We start from the raw sequence: 18,553 nt of genomic DNA, 5'->3' as shown, positions 1-18,553 counted from the left end.
CGGCACTTCCGACCATGTTTCGAACCCTGCTCAAGTCCAAGATCCACCGCGCAACCGTCACCGATTGCGAATTGCACTATGAAGGCTCATGTGCCATCGATGAAGACCTGCTGGATGCCGCCAATCTGGGCGAGAACGAACAGGTTCACATCTGGAACATCAACAACGGCGAACGCTTCGTGACCTATGCGATCCGAGGCCAGCGCGGCACCGGCATCATCTCGGTCAACGGTTCTGCCGCGCGTCGGGCGTCGGTGGGCGACCTGATCATCATCGCCGCCTTCGGCCTCGTCCCCGAGGATCGGGTCAGCGGCTTTCGGCCGAAGCTGGTGTTCGTGGACGACGCCAATCGCATCAAGGAAGAGCGCGCCCACATCCCCGTACAGCCCGCTGCGGCCTGAGCGCTGGCGGTTCCTGCACTGGCCCGCTTCGGGCAGGCCGACCGATCGGGGCGCCACGCGCAGCACTCTCCACATCCATCGCATGCACACATCCGTCGGCGCCAACCATTCCTGGCAGCAGCGCAGCCTGCGAAGCGTCTGGCACCCCTGCACGCAGATGCAGCGCGCGGCCGCGGTGCCGCCGCTGCCGATCGCGCGGGGCGTTGGCCCGTGGCTTTTCGACCATGAAGGCCAGCGCTACTTCGACGCCACGAGTTCCTGGTGGGTCAACCTGTTCGGCCACGCCGATGCGCGCATCAACGCGGCGCTGAAAGACCAGCTCGACCGCCTGCCGCACGTGATGCTGGCCGGCTGCACGCACGCACCGGCGGTGGAGCTGGCCGAACGCCTGTCGGCCTTGACCGGCGGCGTGCTCGGCCATTGCTTCTTCGCCAGTGACGGCGCCTCGGCGGTCGAGATCGCGCTGAAGATGAGCTTCCATCATTGGCGCAACCGCGGCCGCCCGAACAAGCGCGAGTTCGTCTGCCTGCGCCAGGGCTACCACGGCGAGACGCTGGGCGCCCTGGCGGTCACCGATGTGGCGGTGTTCCGCGACGCGTACGACCCGCTGCTGATGCGCGCGCACCAGGTGATGTCGCCCGACGCGCGCCAGGCCGCAGCCGGCGAGACCGCGGTGGACGTCGCTGCGCGGGCCGCGGCCGAGTTGCAGGCGCTGTTCGAATCGCGCCATGAGCACATCGCTGCGTTGATCGTCGAGCCGCTGGTGCAGGGCGCTGCCGGCATGGCGATGCACGATGCAGCCTACCTGCGCACGGTGCGCGCGCTGTGCGAGCGCTACGAGGTGAGCCTGATCGCCGACGAGATCGCAGTCGGCTGCGGGCGCACCGGCACCTTCTTCGCCTGCGAGCAGGCCGCCATCTGGCCGGACTTCGTCTGCCTGTCCAAGGGCATCAGCGGCGGCACGCTGCCGCTGTCGCTGGTGATGACGCGCGACGCAATCTACGAGGCCTTTCTCGACGACGACGTGGCGCGAGGCTTCCTGCATTCGCATTCCTACACCGGCAACGCCCTGGCCTGCCGCGCGGCGCTGGCGGTGCTGGACCGCTTCGAAGAGGACGACGTGCTGCAGCGCAACCGGCAACGCGCCGCCACGCTGAGCGCGGCGCTCGCGCCATTGCAGGCCGACCCGCGCATCGAGCACTTCCGCCAGCGTGGGATGATCTGGGCCTTCGACGTTCGCGAGGCCTTCGTCGGCGAGCGCTTCGCCGAACGCTTTCATCTCGCCGGCCGCGAGCGCGAATTGCTGATTCGGCCGATCGGCCGCACCGTCTACCTGATGCCGCCCTACGTGCTGGACGACGGGCTCGCAGCCTGGCTCGCGCAGCGCGTGATGCAAACGCTGGATGCCGTGGCCTCTGCAGAGGACGCCCATGCTGATCGAACACCTGAACCACCGACTGCGTGAGCTCGAGGCCGAGGCGCTGCGCCGGCAGCGGCGCACGGCCGAGTCGCCCTGTGCGCCGCACCAGCGGGTGTCCGGGCGCGACATGCTGGCCTTCTGCAGCAACGACTACCTGGGGCTCGCGAACCATCCGGCGCTGATCGAGGCGCTGGCCGAAGGGGCGCGCCTCCATGGCGCCGGCAGCGGCGCCTCGCACCTGATCAGCGGCCACTCGCGCGCCCATGCACTGCTCGAGGACGAGCTCGCGCGGTGGATGTCGCCCTCCATCCCGGAGGCGCGCGTGCTGAGCTTCTGCACCGGCTACATGGCCAACCTGGCGCTGCTCACAGCGCTGGGCGATGCGAGCGCGACGATCTTTGCCGACAAGCTCAACCATGCCTCGCTGGTCGACGGCGCGCTGCTGGCCAAGGCGCCGCTGCAGCGCTACCCGCACGGCCGGCTCGACCTGCTGGCGAGCCAGCTCGGGCGTTGCAGCACGCCGATCAAGCTGATCGTGAGCGATGCTGTCTTCAGCATGGACGGCGACCTGGCCGACCTGCCGGCGCTGCTGGCGCTCGCCGAGGCGCACGACGCCTGGCTGGTGGTCGACGATGCCCATGGTTTCGGCGCGCTCGGCGAAGGTGGCCGCGGCAGCCTGTCGCACTTCGGCCTGCGCAGCGAGCGCCTGATCTACATGGGCACGCTCGGCAAGGCCGCAGGCCTGGGCGGCGCCTTCGTGGCCGCGCACCCGAGCGTCATCGAGTGGCTGGTGCAGTCCGCGCGCAGCTACATCTACACGACCGCGGCGCCGCCGGCGATCGCGCATGCGCTGTGCGCGAGCCTGCGCCTGATCGGCGGCGACGAGGGCGATGCGCGGCGTGCGCGACTGCGGCAGCTGATCGGCATGCTGCGCGATCGGCTGGGTGCGCTGATGCAGCACAACCCCCGGCTCGGCTGGCGCCTGGCCGATTCCGCCACCGCGATCCAGCCCTTGATCGTCGGCGACAACGCGGCGGCGCTGGCCTTGTCCGCCGCGCTCGATGCACAAGGCCTGTGGGTGCCGGCGATCCGACCGCCGACGGTGCCTGCGGGCACTGCGCGGCTGCGCATCACGCTGAGCGCAGCGCACACGCCGCAGGACGTGCAGACCCTGATCGATGGCCTGGCACGGGCCGCCGGGAACTTGCGATGAGGGCCGCAGCGATGCACGGCTGCTTCGTCACCGGCACCGACACCGAGGTCGGCAAGACGCGCGTCAGCGCCGCCTTGCTGCACTGGCTCGGCGAGCGGGGTGTGCGTTGCGCCGGCTACAAGCCGGTGGCCGCCGGCATCGAGACGATCGATGGCGAGGACGTCAACGAGGATGTGCGCGCACTGCGCGACGCGAGCTCGGTGGTGATGACCGATGCCGAGGTCGGCCCCTGTCAGTTCGAAGCTGCCTGCGCCCCGCACATCGCGGCAGCGCTCGAAGGCCGCACCATCGAGCGTGCCGTTCTGCTGCAAGGAGCCAGGACGCTCGCGGCGCGCGCCGAGTACCTGATCGTCGAAGGCGTCGGCGGGTTCTGCGTGCCGCTCGGCGCGGACTTCGACAGCGCCGACTTCGCCGTGGACCTGCAGTTGCCGGTGGTGCTGGTGGTCGGGCTGCGGCTGGGATGCATCAACCATGCGCTGCTGAGTGCCGAGGCGATCCGCGCGCGCGGCCTGCGGCTGGCGGGCTGGATCGCGAACACCGTCGACACGGGAATGCCGCACCGCGATGCCAACCTCGCCACCCTGCGCGATGAACTGGGGCGGCGCCACCAGGCGCCTTGCCTGGGCGTGGTTCCCCGTATGAGCAGCCCTGACCCGGCGGCTGTCGCAGCCTGCTTCGACGATGCGGCGTTGCGCGCGCTGTTCGGGCTGGCATAAGACAAGCTTTCACTCCGATCCCCCGCATGGCGCAATTTGCAACCAGATTGGCTGCCCTTGTGACTGGCTCCTGGCTATCCTGACTCGGATGGCCATCCCACCCGAAGGACGACATGACCACCACAGCCACCGTTTCCCTGTCATCTTTGCGCACCAAGACGTCGCGCCCCGAGCCTCGCCCGGATCAGCGCTGGGGCATCGCCGACGTCGAAGCCCTGTTCGCGCTTCCGTTCATGGACCTGCTGTTTCGCGCCCAGCAGGTGCACCGCGAGCACTTCGATGCCAACGAGGTCCAGCTGTCCACGCTGCTCTCGATCAAGACCGGCGGCTGCGCGGAGGATTGCGGCTACTGCCCGCAGTCCTCGCATTTCGACACCGGTGTCGAGGCCAGCAAGCTGATGCCGCTGCAGGAGGTGGTCGAAGCGGCACAGGCCGCGAAGGCCCAGGGCGCCACACGCTTCTGCATGGGTGCCGCCTGGCGCAGCCCCAAGGCGCGCGACATGGAGCGCGTGACCGACATGGTGCGTGAGGTCCGGGCGCTGGGCCTGGAAACCTGCATGACGCTGGGCATGCTCGAAGCCGAGCAGGCCCAGGCGCTGAAGGACGCGGGGCTGGACTACTACAACCACAACCTCGACAGCGCGCCCGAGTTCTACGGAAGCATCATCAGCACCCGCACCTACCAGGACCGGCTCGACACGCTGGCCCATGTGCGGGACGTGGGCATCAATGTCTGCTGCGGCGGCATTGTCGGCATGGGCGAAAGCCGCACGCAGCGCGCCGGGCTGATCGCGCAGCTGGCCAACCTCGATCCCTACCCCGAGTCGGTGCCGATCAACAACCTGGTGCAGGTCGCGGGTACGCCGCTGGCCGGCACCGAGCCGATCGACCCCTTCGAGTTCGTGCGCACCATCGCGGTCGCGCGCATCACGATGCCGACGACCATGGTGCGGCTGTCGGCCGGGCGCGAGCAGATGGACGAGGCGCTGCAGGCGCTGTGCTTCGCCTCCGGCGCCAATTCGATCTTCTACGGCGACAAGCTGCTGACCACGAGCAACCCGCAGGCCGAGCGCGACCGTGCGCTGTTCGAGCGCCTGGGGCTGAAAGCGCAGCGCAGGCAATGAGTGCGCTGCCGATGCCGGCGGCTGCGCCGAGCCCGCTCGGCCGCCCGATCATCGACGCGGCGTTCCGCGCCGATCCCTATCCGACCTACGCTGCGCTGCGCGAGGCCGGGCCGATCCACTGGAGCGAGGAGTTCTTCGGCGGCGCGTGGCTCCTGACCCGCCATGCCGACGTGGAGGCGGTGCTTCGAGACGCCGCGCGTTTCTCGGCGCAGCGCACCGGCGGCTGGGTGATGCGAAGTCGGGCCGCGCGCAGCGAACTGATGGATTTCCAGCAGCTCTTCGCGCGGGCGATGCTGTTCGTCGATGCGCCGGACCACACGCGCATTCGCAGCGTGCTCAACGCGGGTTTTCGCAACGACGTTCTGCAGCAGTTCGTGCCGGCCATCGCGCAGCGCGTCGATGCCTTGCTCGACGCGGTGAACGCCGACGCGGGCTTCGATTTCATGCAGGCGCTGGCGCGCCCGCTGCCGGCCGAGGTGATGGCGATGCTGATGGACATCCCCGCAGCCGATCGCGGCGACTTCATCGCCTGGTCGGACGATCTGGCGGCTTTCATCGGTGCGCCCATGCCCTCGCTCGATCAGGTACGGCGCGCGCGCACCAGCCTGCTGGCCATGTGCGGCTACTTCGAGCAGCTCGTGCCACAGCGCCGGCGCACCCCGGGCGACGACCTCGTGAGCCGGCTGCTGTGCGCCGAGGCGGCGGGCGATATCCGCGCCGGTGCCGAATTGCTCGCCCAATGCGCGATGCTGCTGTTCGCCGGCCACGAGACCACGCGCAACCTGCTGGGCAACGGGCTGCAGGCGCTGCTTGCCGATCCGGCGTCGTGGCAGCGCCTGCAGCGCGAGCCCGCGCTGCTGCCGGGCGCGGTGCGCGAGCTGCTTCGCTTCGACAGCCCGGTGCAGTACACCGGCCGCCGCGTCGCGGCTGATCTCGTGCTGCATGGCCGGCCACTGCGCCGCGGCGACCTGGTCGTTGCGCTCATCGCCTCTGCCAACCGGGATCCGGCGCGCCACGCCGAACCCGATCGCCTGGACGTCGCGCGCCGCCCCGGTGGCCTGCTGTCCTTCGGCGCCGGCCCGCATGTATGTATCGGCGCGAGCTTGACACTGATGGAGGCCGAGATCGTCTTCGGCCGGCTGCTGCGCCGATTCCCGGCCCTGCAGCGGCTCGATGGGCAACCGCGTTGGAGCGGCAACGCGGTGTACCGCGGCCTGAGCGTGCTGCCGGTGCAAGCCCGCAGCCGAGTGGGGGGAGACTGTGGCCAAAGGGGTTCGCATGATCGAGACCTTGAGCAGAGGGCGCAAGGTGCGCCCGGCAAGTGTCGATGGCCTTGACGGTTGATGGCGTCATACTGCCGGCCATCGATCTTCTCAGGAGCTTTCAAATGCAGGCCGTTTCCATCCACGTCGTCGATGTAGCCCATGGCGTTGTCGCTCAAGGCATGCGGGTCGACATCGCCCGGTTCGAGGGCGAAGGCTGGACGGATGTGGCCTCGGGCAAGGTCGGCAGCAATGGCGTGGTCGACGGCATCGAAAGCCGCGAGTCCTTGTTCGAGATCGGCTTCTACGAGCTGCGCCTGCACGTGGCCGAGTACTACCGCGCAAGAGGCGTCAAGCTGCCAGAGCCCGCGTTCATGGGCGTGCAGGTCTTCCGCTTCGGCCTGGCCGATATGTCGCAGCACTACCACCTGCCCGTAAAGCTGACGCCGTGGGGCCTGTCCTGCTTCCGCGGCGGCGCCTAGGATTCACGCCGGCGCGCGCAAGGCCCGCGCCTCGTCGCGAAACTGCCGCGGCGTCATGCCGGTCCATTGCCGGAACCGGCGGCTGAAGTAGACCGCATCGCCGAAGCCGCATTGGTGCGCGACGTCGCCGATGCGAATGCCGGAGCTGAGGAGCAGTTCCTTGGCGTGTTCGAGGCGCCGCTCGGTCACGAGCTCGGTGAATGTGCGGTCGGTCTGCTTCTTCAGCAGGTGCGCGAGGTAGTTCGGCGACAACATGGCCGCGGCGGCCGCATCGTTGAGCGACATCTCCTCGTGCAGGTGTTCGCGCACGTAGCGCATCACGCGCTGCAGCGCATCGTGCCGCGAGCTGCCGCCGCTGCTGTGCCGCGCCGCCTGCTCCTGCAGCTGCGCATCGTGCCGCTGGCAGGCCAGCCCCAGCAGTTGCAGCAGGATGCCGCGGATCGCGCTTCGCGTTGCGAGGCGCCGCGCCCGGTTCAGCGCCGACAGCTCGTCCAGCCAGCCCAGGATGCGGGCGAAATCCGCATCGTCGAAGTGGAAGTCGACATACTCCTGAAAGAGAAACGGAGCCAGCTCGGGCTGGCGGGCGATCGAGACTTCTTCCAGGTCGAGCGGCTCGACATCGAGTTCCGGCCAGAGAAAGCCCTGGTCGAAATTGACGATGGCATAGCGCGCGCCGACGGGATGGGGAACCACGTGCACGCGGTAGGGCAGCACGAAGCTCAGGTATCCGGCGCCGAACGGCCGCACCGCGCCGCCGATGAGCTGCTGCGAGCCGCCTTCGATGCCCACCTGGATCTGGAAGTACTCGTGCCGATGGGGCTGCGCGAGGACATCGCGCGCACCCTCGAAGCGGATGTCGAAGTCGAGGTGGTCGGCGCGCTCCTGCATGCCGTAGAGGCGGAGGCTGGAAGGGCGGGGCGAGGTGGTCGGCATCGCGCCATCGTAGACGCGTCCTCGTTCTGCGTAGATGCGTGCGGAATCGCGGCGGCATCCCGGCCAAGAATGGCTCGCACTCAAACTATGAAGGAGAACAAGCCATGTCCAGTTCACGTCGCAACCTGTTGGCAAGCTCCGCCGCCATGGCCAGCGGGGCCATCGCCGGCTGTGCCCTGCCGGCCGGCGCTGCGCGCTCCCCGAGCACGCCATTCGATATCGCCTCGTCGTCGATTCCGATCGTCGGCAGCGAACAGGTGTTCCCGGTGCGGCGCATCTATTGCATCGGCCGCAATTACGCCGCCCATGCGCGCGAGATGGGGTCTGATCCGACCCGCGAGCCGCCTTTCTTCTTCCAGAAGCCGGCCGACGCGATCCAGGTCGTCATGCCCGGCGCCGTGGCCGACCATCCCTATCCGAGCCTGACGAAGAACTACCACTACGAAGTGGAACTGGTCGTCGCCTTGTCCAGGGGCGGCAGCAACATCGCGATCGACAAGGCGCTGGCTCACGTGTACGGCTATTCACTCGGCCTGGACATGACGCGGCGCGATCTGCAGCGCGAGATGGGCGACCAGAAGAAGCCGTGGGAGATCGGCAAGAGCTTCGATCACTCCGCGCCGGTCGGCCCGATCCATTCCGTCGCGAAAGTCGGCCACTTCGCCGATGGGGCGATCTGGCTCAAGGTCAACGGCCAGACCAAGCAGAGCGCGACGCTCAAGCACATGATCTGGTCGGTCGCGGAGCAGATCAGCCGCCTGTCGCAGGCCTTCGAGCTGATGCCCGGCGACATCATCTATTCGGGCACGCCGGAAAACGTCGGTCCCGTGGTGCGCGGCGACCTGATCGAGATCCACATCGACGGCTTGCCCAACCTCTCGGTGCGCGTGGTCTGAGCGACTTCGCTCACGCTGCCGTCTGGTCAGCGGTGTAGCGTTCGGCCGGCCGCGCGCGCGCGAGCTTCGGCACCATTTCGCGCCGCGCCGCCTCGAAGCGCTGCCAGTCGCCGGCATCCGGCAGCGAGGGGATCGTCACCAGCTCGCGCGCATCGAGGCCGGCCAGTGCCGCATCGACCAGGTCGTCGGCCGACATCACCATCTCCTGCGGCAGGTTCGACACCGGCATGCCCGCCACGTCCCAGAACTCGGTGCGGATCGCGCCGGGCAGGACGGCCTGCACCTGCACGCCCTTGTCGCCCAGCTCGTGGTGCAGGGACTGGCTGAGGTTGAGCACATAGGCCTTGGTCCCGCTGTAGCTGCCGTTCAGCAGCTCCGGCGACAGCGCGACGATCGACGCGATGTTGATCACCGTGCCGCTGCCGCGCGCAACGAACGCGGGCGCGGCGGCGCGCGCCAGGCGGGTGAGCGCAATCACGTTCAACCGGATCATCATCTCCAGCTCGTCCGGGTCGGACTCGATCAGCGATGCGGTGGCGCCGATGCCGGCGTTGTTGACCAGCATGGTGATCGAGGGATCGGTGCGCAGGCGTTCCTCGACACGCCGCTGGTCGGCGGTCTCGGTCTTCGAGCTCGCCAACGCGGCTGCGACCAGGCCTGCGTACGCCTTGGAGGTGGTGTCGGAAGAGGGCGGGCCGGTGAAGAGCTCCTCCGGCGTGCAGGTCGAGACCCGTGCCTTCGGCAGCGCGAAGTTCGACACGTTGCTGGTCGCCGGCACCATGGACATCGCGCCCTCGTCGTCGGCACTGCTGGCCTTCCTGCGCGACGCGGCGAAGAAGTCGCGCCGCGTCGGCAGCATCTCCACCGGCGCCTTCGTGCTGGCCGAGGCCGGGCTGCTCAACGGCCGGCGCGCGACCACGCACTGGCACTTCGCGCGGGAGCTGCAGCGAAATTTCCCGCACGTGAAAGTGGAGGAGGACTGCATCTACATCGTCGACGGCATGGTGTGGACATCGGCCGGCATGACGGCCTGCATCGATCTCGCGCTGGCGCTGGTCGAAGGCGATCTCGGCACCGAGGTCTCACGCGCGGTGGCGCGCAAGCTCGTCGTCCACTCGCACCGCACCGGCGGGCAGTCGCAGTTCTCCGCCTTCCTCGAACTCGAGCCGAGATCGGAGCGCATCCACGACGCGTTGAACTACGCCAAGAAGAACCTGCATCTCGCGCTGTCGGTCGAACAGCTGGCGGACGTGGCCCATCTGAGCCCGCGGCAGTTCAGCCGCGCCTTCCTCGCCGAGACGGGCCAGTCGCCGGCCCGCGCGATCGAGAAGCTGCGCGTGGAAACCGCCCGCGCGCTGATCGAGGACGGGCACTCGATCGACCGGGTCGCGGAAAAGGCGGGATTCGCCGATCCGGAACGCATGCGCCGCGCATTCCATCGCGCCTTCGGGCAGCCGCCGCAGGCGCTCAAGCGGGCGGCGCGGCTGCAGGTGGCGGCCTGAAGGCCTGGGGCAAAACTCAGAACGTTTCCCAGTCTCCGCCACCGGTGGCTGTGCCCGCTGCGGCGAGCTGCTTGCGTTGCGGCGCGGCGATGGCTTGTCGGGCCCGGGCCGGTTGCGCTGCTGCCTTGCGCGCGAGGGGAACCACGGGCCGGATGACTTGCTGCTGCCCGTCGAGCTTGAACACGCTGACGGCCTGCGACAGGCTGCCGGCCTGCTCCTGAAGCGACTGCGCCGCAGCCGCGGCCTCTTCCACCAGCGCCGCGTTCTGCTGCGTCACCTGGTCCATCTGCGTGATCGCCTGGTTGATCTGCTCGATGCCCTGCGTCTGCTCGTGGCTCGCGGCCGTGATCTCGCCGATGATGTCGGTCACCCGCTTCACGCTGCCCACGATCTCTTCCATTGTCTTGCCGGCTTCGCCGACCAGTTGGCTGCCGGCATCGACCTTGCCGACCGAGTCGTCGATCAGGCCCTTGATTTCCTTGGCGGCGGCGGCAGAGCGTTGCGCGAGGTTGCGCACTTCGGCAGCCACGACTGCGAAGCCTCGGCCCTGCTCGCCGGCACGCGCGGCTTCGACCGCTGCGTTCAACGCGAGGATGTTGGTCTGGAAGGCAATGCCGTCGATCACGCCGATGATGTCGACGATCTTCTTGGAGGACGCATTGATCGAGGCCATGGTGTGGACCACCTGGCTGACCACGTCGCCGCCCTTGACCGCCACCTCGGAGGCCGAGAGCGCCAGCTGATTGGCTTGGCGCGCGTTGTCGGCGTTCTGCTTCACCGTGCTGGTGAGTTCTTCCATCGACGCCGCGGTCTGCTCCAGCGAGCTCGCCTGCTCTTCGGTGCGCGAAGAAAGATCCTGGTTGCCCGAAGCAATCTGGCTCGAGGCCGTCGAGACATTCACCACCACGCCTTGCACCTGCTGCAGCGACTTCTGCAATGCCGTGCGCATCAGGTCGATGGCGCGCAGAAGACGGCCGGTCTCGTCGTTGGCATAGCTTGCCTGCGGCGCACCGGTCAGGTCCATGTCGGCGATCGACTGCGCCATGGTCTCCGCCCGGCGCAGCGGATGCGTGATGCTGCGCGCCAGGAACCAGGCCAGTAGCGTGCCGAAGATCAGCGACAGCGTGGAGCAGACGATCAGCAGCATCGTGGTCTGGGCGCGCAGGCCCTCGGCACGTTGCGCCGCGGCATCGAGCCCTGCACGCTGCAGGTCGACCATCTGCTTCACGCCCGCCAGGTAGCTGACCGAAGTCGGTTCGAAGCGCGCGCTGAAGACGCGGCCGGCACCTTCGAGGTCGCCGGCCAGCTTGAGCTTGCTGACTTCCTCGCGCGCCGCGAGGTAGTCCTTGCGCAGTTCGCCCACCTTCTGGAACAGCTCGCGTTCCTCGGGCTTGACCATTTGTCCTTCGATGAACTTCTGCAGCTCGTTGGTTTCCTTGATCGACGCCGCGGTGGCGGGTGCGAAGTAGGCGATCAGGCTGGCGTCGCTGCTCTTGGCGATGGCAGCAGCCCGCTGCACGCCCGATGTGGTGTGGCGCAGCCAGTCGGCGCCGGCGCGTTCGGTTCTGACGTTGTCCTGGACCATGCCGGTGATCTCGACGCCCAGCTGCCGCAGCTTCAATGCCGCAATCACGCTGCTTGCCAGGAAAAGGGCGAGGATCACGCCCAGCACGATGGCCAATCGCTTGGCTATCGAGATAGTGCTCAGAAACATGGGAGGCTCCGGAAGACGAGAAGGTCAAAAAAGAGAAAAGACAGACCTATATCGGCAGTCGGTCCGAAAAATTAAGGGAAGACCCGCATGTTCGAGCGCGACCAAAGCCACATCGCTAAACTCTCTGCAGTTATGTGCCGCCGCTCGTTCCATCGCCGCATGACCGCGTTCTTCGTGGTCCTGTCGCTGCTGTTCTCACAGCTGGCGCTCGCGAACTACGTCTGCCCTGGCGCCGCGGACGCAGTCGCGATGGCGGAAATGATGGCCGCAGGCGAACCCTGTGAAGGCATGGATTCGGCGCAGCCGGTGCTCTGCCACCAGCACGCAGCCGACATGTCGCTGTCGTTCGAGCCGGTGAAGCTGGCCACCCCGTCGCTCCCGGCCATCGTGCAGGTGCTGGTCGTGCCTGTTGTGATGGAGGCACAGCTCGCGGCGGCGATTCCCGTCGCAGCGACACCGGAGGTCCGACCTCCGCCCGGCCCCGTTTTTCTTGCCACTCGCAGACTCCGAGTCTGAAATCTCCGTCGACTGACCGGCGCTGGTGCGGCTCGTCCGCTCGCCAGCTGATGCCTCATTCGTCTTCGGAGTTTTCATGCCATCCCACCTCCTGCGCGCAGCCGCCTTGGCCGCCGCACTGCTTCCCTGCCTGGTAGCGGCAGCACCCCTGACCCTCGAGACGGCGCTCGACCTGGCCGTCAAACGCTCCGAATCCGCTCGCGCCGCGCGAGCTGGGGTGACGAGCGCGTCGGAGGCCGCCCGAGCGGCCGGCCAGCTTCCGGACCCGATGCTGCGCGCCGGCGTCGACAACCTGCCGGTGACCGGGGGCGACCGGTTCAGCACTGCGCGCGATTCGATGACGATGAAGCGCGTCGGCATCAGCCAGGAATGGCTGTCGAGCGACAAGCGAGCCGCTCGCCAGGCGGCGGCCGGGGCCGCCGTCGCCCGCGAAGGAATCCAGTCTCGGACAGCAGTCGTCGAAACCCGGCTGAACACCGCGCTCGCCTACCTCGACGCTTTCTACGCCGGCGAGGCGCAGAAGCTGACGACGCTCATGGAGCATCACGCGCATGAGGAGTTGGAGGCGGCGCGTGCCCGCTTGGCGTCCTCAGCGGGCAGCAGCCAAGAAGTGCTTGCTCTGATCGGCGCGCGAGGTACGGCGGAGGACGAATCGGCCGAAGTGCGCCAGCAGCAAGGCGTGGCCAAGCTGTCGTTGCAGCGTTGGGTCGGCACCCAGGCCGACGAGTTGGCACCCGTGAACGCGCTGTCATTGCCTACGGAGCAAGCGTACGTCGCAGGGCATCCGACTGTCGTGACGAAGCAGCTCGACATCGAAGTGGCCAAGCAGGTTGCCGCCGTCGCCGCCTCGGAGCGCAAGCCCAACTGGACTTGGGAGCTTTCCTATGGACAGCGCACCGGCTACTCAGACATGGTGTCATTCGGAGTGAGCATTCCGCTTCGAGTGGCCCCTTCGGAGCGCCAGGACCGAGAGACCGCAGCGAAGCTCGCGCTGGCCGACAAGGCCGAGGCAGAGCTTTCCGAGGCCACCCGCGCAGCCACCGCCGAATACCGAACGCTTGCCAGCGATGCCCAACGGCTGCTCGAACGCATCGAGCGATATCGCACCGGCGTCGTGACCCCAGCCCGGCAACGGACCACCGTGGCCACTGCCGCATATCGATCGAACCAGGGCACGCTCATGACGCTGTTCGAGGCGAGGCACGCCGAAGTGGAAGCGCAGCGGAAGCTCCTGGCACTTCAACGCGACCTCGCCAAGGCTCAAGCGCAGCTTGCATTCAAGCCACTCGCACAAGGAGCCGACCAATGAAAGGCACTCGCGTCACCGCGCTTCTCACCGTCGCCGGTGCGGTCCTCGCCGGCGCCGGCTTCTTCCTGGGACGGCACACGAGCAACGAAGGCATGAGTGCCGAAGCAAGCGGCGCCGCTTCGTCCCCGGACGGCCGCAAGGTCCTCTACTGGCACGACCCGATGGTTCCGGGCCCGCGCTTCGACAAGCCGGGCAAGTCGCCGTTCATGAACATGCAGCTCGTTCCGGTCTACGCCGACAGTGACCAAAGCACCTCTGGTGTCAAAGTGAGCCCCACTGTGCAACAGAACCTGGGCATCCGCTACGCCACCGTGCGACGTGCAGAGACCTCGAGCTCGTTCGACGCCATAGGTGCGGTGCAGTTCGACGAGCGCTTGAACGTGGCCGTCCAGACGCGGGTCGCGGGATACGTCGAACGCCTGGCTGTACGTGCGCCGATGGAGCGCGTACGCAAAGGCCAGGCCTTGGCCACCATCTTCGCGCCGGACTGGCTCGGGCCGCAGAACGAGCTGCTTGCGCTCAAGCGCGCCGGGGTCGCGCCCGACCTCATCGCTGCAGCGCGTGAACGGATGCGCGCCATGTCGATTCCGGCTGAGCTCATTCGCCAGAGCGAAGAGATCGGGGCCGCGCAGGCGCGCTTCACCCTGAGCGCGCCAACAGGCGGGGTCGTCGCCGAACTGGGTGTCCGGGAAGGCGTTGCCGTCACGCCCGGCATGACCTTGTTTCGCATCGCCGGCCTTGAGAAGGTCTGGGCTGTGGCCGAGGTTCCGGAAGCTCAGGCGGTGCGCTTGAACCGCGGTCAGAAGGTCAAGGCGGCGTTTCAGGCGGATGCCACTCAAACCTTCGAGGGCGAGCTCAAGGAAATACTTCCAGAGCTCAATGCGAACACGCGCACGCTGAAGGCGCGCTTCGAGGTCGACAACAAGGACGGCAAGCTCACGCCCGGCATGCTGCTGCGTCTGCAGGTGGCGGGACCGACGAGTATCCGGCTGGTCGTACCGGCCGAGGCCGTCATCCGCACGGGCAAGCGCGCGGTCGTCATCGTCCGCAAGGACGGCGGTGCATTCGAACCGCGCGACGTAGCACTCGGCTTGGACCTGGGTGACGATGTCGAGGTCGTCCAGGGGCTGAACGAAGGGGACCAGGTGGTCGCGAGCGGCCAGTTCCTGATCGACTCCGAGGCCCGGCTGCGCTCGGTGCTGGGGAGCATGTCGGCACCTGCCGCGCCGCCCGCATCCACCGCCCAATCGCCGGGTGGGAAAGCATCCCAGACCCACGTGGCGGACGGCAAGGTCGAGAGCGTTGAACCGGACGCCATCACGATCTCCCATGGCCCCGTGCCGTCCCTCAACTGGCCGGCCATGACGATGGGCTTCTCCAAGCCGAATCCCCAGGCGTTCGCGGACGTGAGGCGAGGCGATGCCGTCCGATTCGAGTTCAAGGAGGGCGGACCCATGGGCTATGAGCTGCTCTCGGTGCAGCGCGTACAACCGGGCATGAAGAAATGATTGCCGCGCTCATTCGATGGTCGATCGGCAATCGATTCCTGGTGCTCATCGCCACGCTGTTCCTGACGGTCGCCGGTGTCTGGTCGGCTGCTCGCATACCGGTGGACGCATTGCCGGACCTGTCGGACGTACAGGTCATCATCCGGACGCCATTTCCCGGCAAGGCACCGCAGGTGGTGGAGGACCTCGTCACCTACCCGCTGACGACGACGATGCTCAGCGTGCCGGGCGCCAGGACCGTTCGCGGCTACTCCTTCTTCGGAGACTCGTTCGTCTACGTGCTCTTCGACGACAAGACGGACCCGTACTGGGCCCGCTCGCGCGTCGTGGAGTACCTCAACCAGGTACAGAGCAGGTTGCCCGCAGGGGCGAATGCGTCTCTGGGACCCGATGCAACGGGGGTCGGATGGGTTTACGAATACGCGCTCGTGGACCGCTCGGGCAAGCATGACATCGGACAGCTGCGTGCGTTCAACGACTGGTTCCTGAAGTTCGAGCTGAAGACCATCCCGGACGTGGCCGAGGTCGCGAGCATCGGTGGCATGGTGCGGCAGTACCAGGTGGTGCTCGACCCCGACCGCATGCGTGCCCTTGGCATCACGCAAGCGACGGTCGTCGCTGGCTTGCAGAAAGCCAACCAGGCGTCGGGCGGCTCGGTCGTGGAGCTTGCAGAAGCCGAGTACATGGTGCGCTCGCGCGGCTACCTGAAGTCGCTGAGCGACTTCCGCACGATTCCGCTCGCAGTTTCGGGCACGACCCCGGTGCTCTTGCGCGACGTGGCCACGGTGCAGATCGGCCCGGAGATGCGCCGCGGCATTGCCGAGCTGGACGGCCAGGGGGAGGTCACAGGTGGTGTGGTCGTCATGCGCTCGGGCAAGAACGCGCGCACGACCATCGAGGCCGTCAAGGCGAAGCTCGAGACGCTCAAGCCGAGCCTCCCGGCCGGCGTCGAGGTGGCGCCGACGTACGACCGGTCCCTGCTCATCGACCGCGCCGTCGAGAACCTGCGCTTCAAGCTGCTGGAAGAGTTCGCCGTCGTGGCGGTCGTGTGCGCCGTCTTCCTGTTCCACCTGCGCTCGGCGCTCGTAGCGGTGGTCGCGCTTCCGATTGGCGTGCTCGCCGCGTTCATCGTCATGCATTGGCAAGGTGTCAACGCCAACATCATGTCGCTCGGGGGCATCGCCATCAGCATCGGGGCGATGGTCGACGGAGCCATCGTGATGGTCGAGAACGTCCACAAGCACCTTGAGGCGTTCGAGTCGAAGCATGGCAGGAATCCGACGACGTCTGAGCGATGGCAACTGGTCGGCTCGGCGTCCATCGAGGTCGGTCCGGCTCTCTTCTTTTCGCTGGTCGTCATCGCGCTTTCCTTCGTGCCCGTGTTCTCACTCGAAGCGCAGGAGGGCCGCCTCTTCTCGCCATTGGCGTTCACGAAGACCTATGCAATGGCGGCGGCGGCCGGCTTGTCGGTGACGCTGATACCTGTGCTGATGGGCTACCTCATCCGCGGGCGCATCCCTCACGAGTCGGCGAATCCTGTGAACCGCTTCCTCATGGCGGCATATCGACCCGCGCTTGAAGCGGTGCTTCGCTTTCCCAAAGCCACGCTGGTGGTCGCGGCGCTGTTGCTGGCCCTGACGGCCATACCCGCCATGCGCGTCGGCGGCGAGTTCATGCCGCCGCTGGACGAGGGGGACCTGCTCTACATGCCATCGGCCTTCCCGGGACTTTCAGTTTCCAAAGCGTCGGAACTCCTGCAGCAGACGGATCGCCTCATCAAGACGGTGCCTGAGGTCGAACGCGTCTTCGGGAAGGCCGGTCGCGCCGACACCGCGACCGACCCGGCTCCGCTCGAGATGTTCGAGACGACCATCCAGTTCAAGCCGCGCGAACTGTGGCGACCCGGCATGACGCCCGACAAGCTGGTCGAAGAACTGGACCGCGTCGTGAAGGTGCCCGGACTGACCAATGTCTGGGTGCCACCCATCCGCAACCGCATCGACATGCTGGCAACCGGCATCAAGAGCCCTGTCGGCATCAAGGTGGCCGGTGCGGACCTGGCCACCATCGACCGCCTGACGACGGAAATTGAAGCCGCAGTCAAGGGCGTCTCGGGCGTGTCCTCGGCATTGGCCGAGCGACTGACTGGCGGCCGGTACATCGATGTCGACGTGGACCGGCTCGCCGCAGCTCGCTATGGACTTTCCGTGGCGGACGTTCAGGCCATCGTCTCGACCGCTGTCGGCGGCGACAACGTCGGCGAAGTGATCCGGGGCCGGGAACGCTATCCCATCAATGTCCGCTACCCCCGAGAGATTCGCGACTCGCTGCAGCGCCTGCGAGAGCTGCCCTTCGTGACAGACAAGGGTGCGCAGTTGCTCCTGCAGGATGTGGCGAAGGTCGGCATCGAGGAAGGCCCGCCGATGCTGCGGAGCGAGAACGCGCGCCTGTCCGGTTGGGTCTATGTGGATGTCCGGGGCCGAGACCTCAGGTCCGTCGTCAATGACATGCAGGCTGCAGTGGTCCGATCGGTGATGATGCCTGCCGGCTATGCAGTGTCCTGGTCCGGGCAGTTCGAGTATCTGGAGCGCGCCACGCAGCGGCTCAAACTCGTGGTGCCCGCCACCTTGGCGGTAATCTTCATATTGCTGTACTTGCTGTTCAGGTCCTTCGGTGATGCTGCGCTGGTCATGGCGGCGGTGCCGTTCTCGCTCATCGGTGGGTTCTGGCTGGTCTGGGCGCTGGGTCACTCCATCTCGGTAGCCACGGCCGTCGGATTCATCGCGCTCGCCGGCGTGGCCGCCGAGTTCGGCGTCGTCATGCTCATCTACCTCAAGAATTCCCTTGCACGACGTATCGAGGCTGGAGCGTCGATGAACGACGAGACCTTGCTTGCTGCCATCCGCGAGGGAGCGGTGCTGCGCGTTCGTCCCAAGGCGATGACAGTGGCCGTGGTCATGGCAGGTCTGCTACCCATCATGTGGGGAAGCGGAACCGGCTCGGAAGTCATGACTCGAATCGCTGCGCCCATGGTGGGAGGCATGGTGACGGCTCCCCTGCTGAGCATGCTGGTGATTCCGGCCGCCTGGTACCTGGCGCACCGGCGCCGAGCCGCCGGCCGTGAGACCGCGTTCGCGAGCCATCCCGCGCAGAACGCCATCACTTCAGAGTGAAGCGCGCCGTCCCCAAGGTCTTGCCCGAGTTCGTCACCACGGCCACCGCCTTCGTGCCGGCAGCCACCTTGAAACTGCCTTTGGCTTCCAGCTTGTCGCCGGCGGACTTGAGCTCGACCTCCGTCTTCTCGGCGCCTGCGAGCAAGGTGACTTTCGCCGAGGCCTTGGAAAGGTCCATCGGCTTGCCGTGGTCGCTGAGGTACAGCCGCAGCGTGCCGGGCTTGGCCACCAGCTCGAAGTCCGCTTCTTTCCCCGGAGCGACCATGCCGCCATGCCGCGGCGTGTATTCGTCGTGTTTGTGGTCGCCCGCAGCAAAAGCGCCGCCGGCAACAGCCAGGGCCAGGGTGGCCATCCATGCTTGCTTTTTCATGAGGAATCCTTTTC

17 protein-coding genes are annotated in these 18,553 nt (G+C 67.3%); 13 read left to right on the top strand and 4 right to left on the bottom strand.

Translation table 11 applies throughout. The features are described 5' to 3' along the window. Positions 1-14 precede the first annotated feature (14 nt). The 7 genes from panD (at position 15) to BLS74_RS24325 (ending at position 6,618) form a co-directional block, all read left to right on the top strand. Positions 15-401, top strand: a complete 387-nt coding sequence (gene panD / locus BLS74_RS24355; RefSeq protein ID WP_093109726.1) for an aspartate 1-decarboxylase — start codon at positions 15-17, stop codon at positions 399-401. 82 nt (positions 402-483) lie between these two features. Next, the gene (gene bioA, locus BLS74_RS24350; RefSeq protein ID WP_093109725.1) at positions 484-1,866 is read left to right on the top strand and encodes an adenosylmethionine--8-amino-7-oxononanoate transaminase; all 1,383 of its coding nucleotides are present in this window, start codon (positions 484-486) and stop codon (positions 1,864-1,866) included. After that, positions 1,832-3,034, top strand: coding sequence for an 8-amino-7-oxononanoate synthase (gene bioF, locus BLS74_RS24345; protein ID WP_093109724.1), 1,203 nt, complete (start codon positions 1,832-1,834; stop codon positions 3,032-3,034). The genes bioA and bioF overlap by 35 nt, the downstream gene beginning before the upstream one ends. Then, a complete protein-coding gene (gene bioD / locus BLS74_RS24340) occupies positions 3,031-3,750 on the top strand; it encodes a dethiobiotin synthase (protein WP_244503982.1) in 720 nt (239 codons plus the stop codon). The genes bioF and bioD overlap by 4 nt, the downstream gene beginning before the upstream one ends. 113 nt (positions 3,751-3,863) lie before the next feature. Further along, positions 3,864-4,874, top strand: coding sequence for a biotin synthase BioB (gene bioB / locus BLS74_RS24335; protein WP_093109722.1), 1,011 nt, complete (start codon positions 3,864-3,866; stop codon positions 4,872-4,874). Then, complete coding sequence (locus BLS74_RS24330) at positions 4,871-6,211, top strand: cytochrome P450 (protein WP_244503981.1); 1,341 nt, start codon at positions 4,871-4,873, stop codon at positions 6,209-6,211. Before bioB ends, BLS74_RS24330 begins: the two co-directional genes overlap by 4 nt. Before the next feature lie 50 nt (positions 6,212-6,261). Beyond that, complete coding sequence (locus BLS74_RS24325; protein WP_093109721.1) at positions 6,262-6,618, top strand: hydroxyisourate hydrolase; 357 nt, start codon at positions 6,262-6,264, stop codon at positions 6,616-6,618. 3 nt (positions 6,619-6,621) lie between these two features. Here BLS74_RS24325 and BLS74_RS24320 read toward each other — a convergent pair whose 3' ends face one another. After that, positions 6,622-7,551 (bottom strand): helix-turn-helix transcriptional regulator, encoded by a 930-nt coding sequence (locus tag BLS74_RS24320; RefSeq protein ID WP_244503980.1) that lies wholly within the window; start codon positions 7,549-7,551, stop codon positions 6,622-6,624. Positions 7,552-7,655: 104 nt separating this feature from the next. Here BLS74_RS24320 and BLS74_RS24315 point away from each other — a divergent pair, with 104 nt between their 5' ends. Then, positions 7,656-8,447 carry a fumarylacetoacetate hydrolase family protein gene (locus BLS74_RS24315; RefSeq protein ID WP_093109720.1) on the top strand — a complete coding sequence of 264 codons (792 nt, stop codon included), beginning with the start codon at positions 7,656-7,658 and terminating at the stop codon, positions 8,445-8,447. Between the two features lie 10 nt (positions 8,448-8,457). On the opposite strand, the gene BLS74_RS24310 is transcribed toward BLS74_RS24315, so the two are convergent. Beyond that, complete coding sequence (locus BLS74_RS24310; protein WP_244503979.1) at positions 8,458-9,207, bottom strand: SDR family NAD(P)-dependent oxidoreductase; 750 nt, start codon at positions 9,205-9,207, stop codon at positions 8,458-8,460. Here BLS74_RS24310 and BLS74_RS24305 point away from each other — a divergent pair. After that, positions 9,146-9,949 carry a GlxA family transcriptional regulator gene (locus BLS74_RS24305; protein ID WP_244503978.1) on the top strand — a complete coding sequence of 268 codons (804 nt, stop codon included), beginning with the start codon at positions 9,146-9,148 and terminating at the stop codon, positions 9,947-9,949. The two genes, BLS74_RS24310 and BLS74_RS24305, sit on opposite strands and share 62 nt — an antisense overlap. Before the next feature lie 16 nt (positions 9,950-9,965). On the opposite strand, the gene BLS74_RS24300 is transcribed toward BLS74_RS24305, so the two are convergent. After that, a complete protein-coding gene (locus BLS74_RS24300; protein WP_093109719.1) occupies positions 9,966-11,663 on the bottom strand; it encodes a methyl-accepting chemotaxis protein in 1,698 nt (565 codons plus the stop codon). 87 nt (positions 11,664-11,750) lie between these two features. Here BLS74_RS24300 and BLS74_RS24295 point away from each other — a divergent pair, with 87 nt between their 5' ends. The 4 genes from BLS74_RS24295 to BLS74_RS24280 all read left to right on the top strand — a co-directional run bounded on the left by BLS74_RS24295 (position 11,751) and on the right by BLS74_RS24280 (position 18,169). After that, a complete protein-coding gene (locus BLS74_RS24295) occupies positions 11,751-12,179 on the top strand; it encodes a hypothetical protein (protein ID WP_244503977.1) in 429 nt (142 codons plus the stop codon). 76 nt (positions 12,180-12,255) lie between these two features. Next, the gene (locus tag BLS74_RS24290) at positions 12,256-13,488 is read left to right on the top strand and encodes a TolC family protein (RefSeq protein ID WP_093109718.1); all 1,233 of its coding nucleotides are present in this window, start codon (positions 12,256-12,258) and stop codon (positions 13,486-13,488) included. After that, positions 13,485-14,996 carry an efflux RND transporter periplasmic adaptor subunit gene (locus tag BLS74_RS24285; protein ID WP_093109717.1) on the top strand — a complete coding sequence of 504 codons (1,512 nt, stop codon included), beginning with the start codon at positions 13,485-13,487 and terminating at the stop codon, positions 14,994-14,996. The genes BLS74_RS24290 and BLS74_RS24285 overlap by 4 nt, the downstream gene beginning before the upstream one ends. Further along, positions 14,993-18,169 carry an efflux RND transporter permease subunit gene (locus BLS74_RS24280; protein ID WP_093109716.1) on the top strand — a complete coding sequence of 1,059 codons (3,177 nt, stop codon included), beginning with the start codon at positions 14,993-14,995 and terminating at the stop codon, positions 18,167-18,169. The genes BLS74_RS24285 and BLS74_RS24280 overlap by 4 nt, the downstream gene beginning before the upstream one ends. On the opposite strand, the gene BLS74_RS24275 is transcribed toward BLS74_RS24280, so the two are convergent. Beyond that, on the bottom strand, positions 18,156-18,539 hold the full coding sequence (locus BLS74_RS24275; protein WP_093109715.1) for a hypothetical protein: 384 nt from the start codon (positions 18,537-18,539) through the stop codon (positions 18,156-18,158). The two genes, BLS74_RS24280 and BLS74_RS24275, sit on opposite strands and share 14 nt — an antisense overlap. Positions 18,540-18,553 lie beyond the last annotated feature (14 nt).

This window comes from Variovorax sp. CF079 (assembly GCF_900101545.1).
GTDB lineage: Bacteria > Pseudomonadota > Gammaproteobacteria > Burkholderiales > Burkholderiaceae_C > Variovorax.
The sequence above is the reverse complement of the archived record's forward strand: the minus strand, read 5'-3'. Positions and strand labels throughout refer to the sequence as shown.

What these genes read in the sequence shown, in the direction of transcription:
- BLS74_RS24295 (WP_244503977.1), top strand. Translation starts at nt 11,751, where the DNA reads ATGTTCGAGCGCGACCAAAGCCACATCGCTAAACTCTCTGCAGTTATG.
- BLS74_RS24315 (WP_093109720.1), top strand. Translation starts at nt 7,656, where the DNA reads ATGTCCAGTTCACGTCGCAACCTGTTGGCAAGCTCCGCCGCCATGGCC.
- BLS74_RS24285 (WP_093109717.1), top strand. Translation starts at nt 13,485, where the DNA reads ATGAAAGGCACTCGCGTCACCGCGCTTCTCACCGTCGCCGGTGCGGTC.
- bioD (WP_244503982.1), top strand. Translation starts at nt 3,031, where the DNA reads ATGAGGGCCGCAGCGATGCACGGCTGCTTCGTCACCGGCACCGACACC.
- BLS74_RS24320 (WP_244503980.1), bottom strand. Translation starts at nt 7,551, where the DNA reads ATGCCGACCACCTCGCCCCGCCCTTCCAGCCTCCGCCTCTACGGCATG.
- bioA (WP_093109725.1), top strand. Translation starts at nt 484, where the DNA reads ATGCACACATCCGTCGGCGCCAACCATTCCTGGCAGCAGCGCAGCCTG.
- BLS74_RS24325 (WP_093109721.1), top strand. Translation starts at nt 6,262, where the DNA reads ATGCAGGCCGTTTCCATCCACGTCGTCGATGTAGCCCATGGCGTTGTC.
- BLS74_RS24280 (WP_093109716.1), top strand. Translation starts at nt 14,993, where the DNA reads ATGATTGCCGCGCTCATTCGATGGTCGATCGGCAATCGATTCCTGGTG.
- BLS74_RS24300 (WP_093109719.1), bottom strand. Translation starts at nt 11,663, where the DNA reads ATGTTTCTGAGCACTATCTCGATAGCCAAGCGATTGGCCATCGTGCTG.
- bioF (WP_093109724.1), top strand. Translation starts at nt 1,832, where the DNA reads ATGCTGATCGAACACCTGAACCACCGACTGCGTGAGCTCGAGGCCGAG.
- BLS74_RS24330 (WP_244503981.1), top strand. Translation starts at nt 4,871, where the DNA reads ATGAGTGCGCTGCCGATGCCGGCGGCTGCGCCGAGCCCGCTCGGCCGC.
- BLS74_RS24290 (WP_093109718.1), top strand. Translation starts at nt 12,256, where the DNA reads ATGCCATCCCACCTCCTGCGCGCAGCCGCCTTGGCCGCCGCACTGCTT.
- BLS74_RS24275 (WP_093109715.1), bottom strand. Translation starts at nt 18,539, where the DNA reads ATGAAAAAGCAAGCATGGATGGCCACCCTGGCCCTGGCTGTTGCCGGC.
- bioB (WP_093109722.1), top strand. Translation starts at nt 3,864, where the DNA reads ATGACCACCACAGCCACCGTTTCCCTGTCATCTTTGCGCACCAAGACG.
- panD (WP_093109726.1), top strand. Translation starts at nt 15, where the DNA reads ATGTTTCGAACCCTGCTCAAGTCCAAGATCCACCGCGCAACCGTCACC.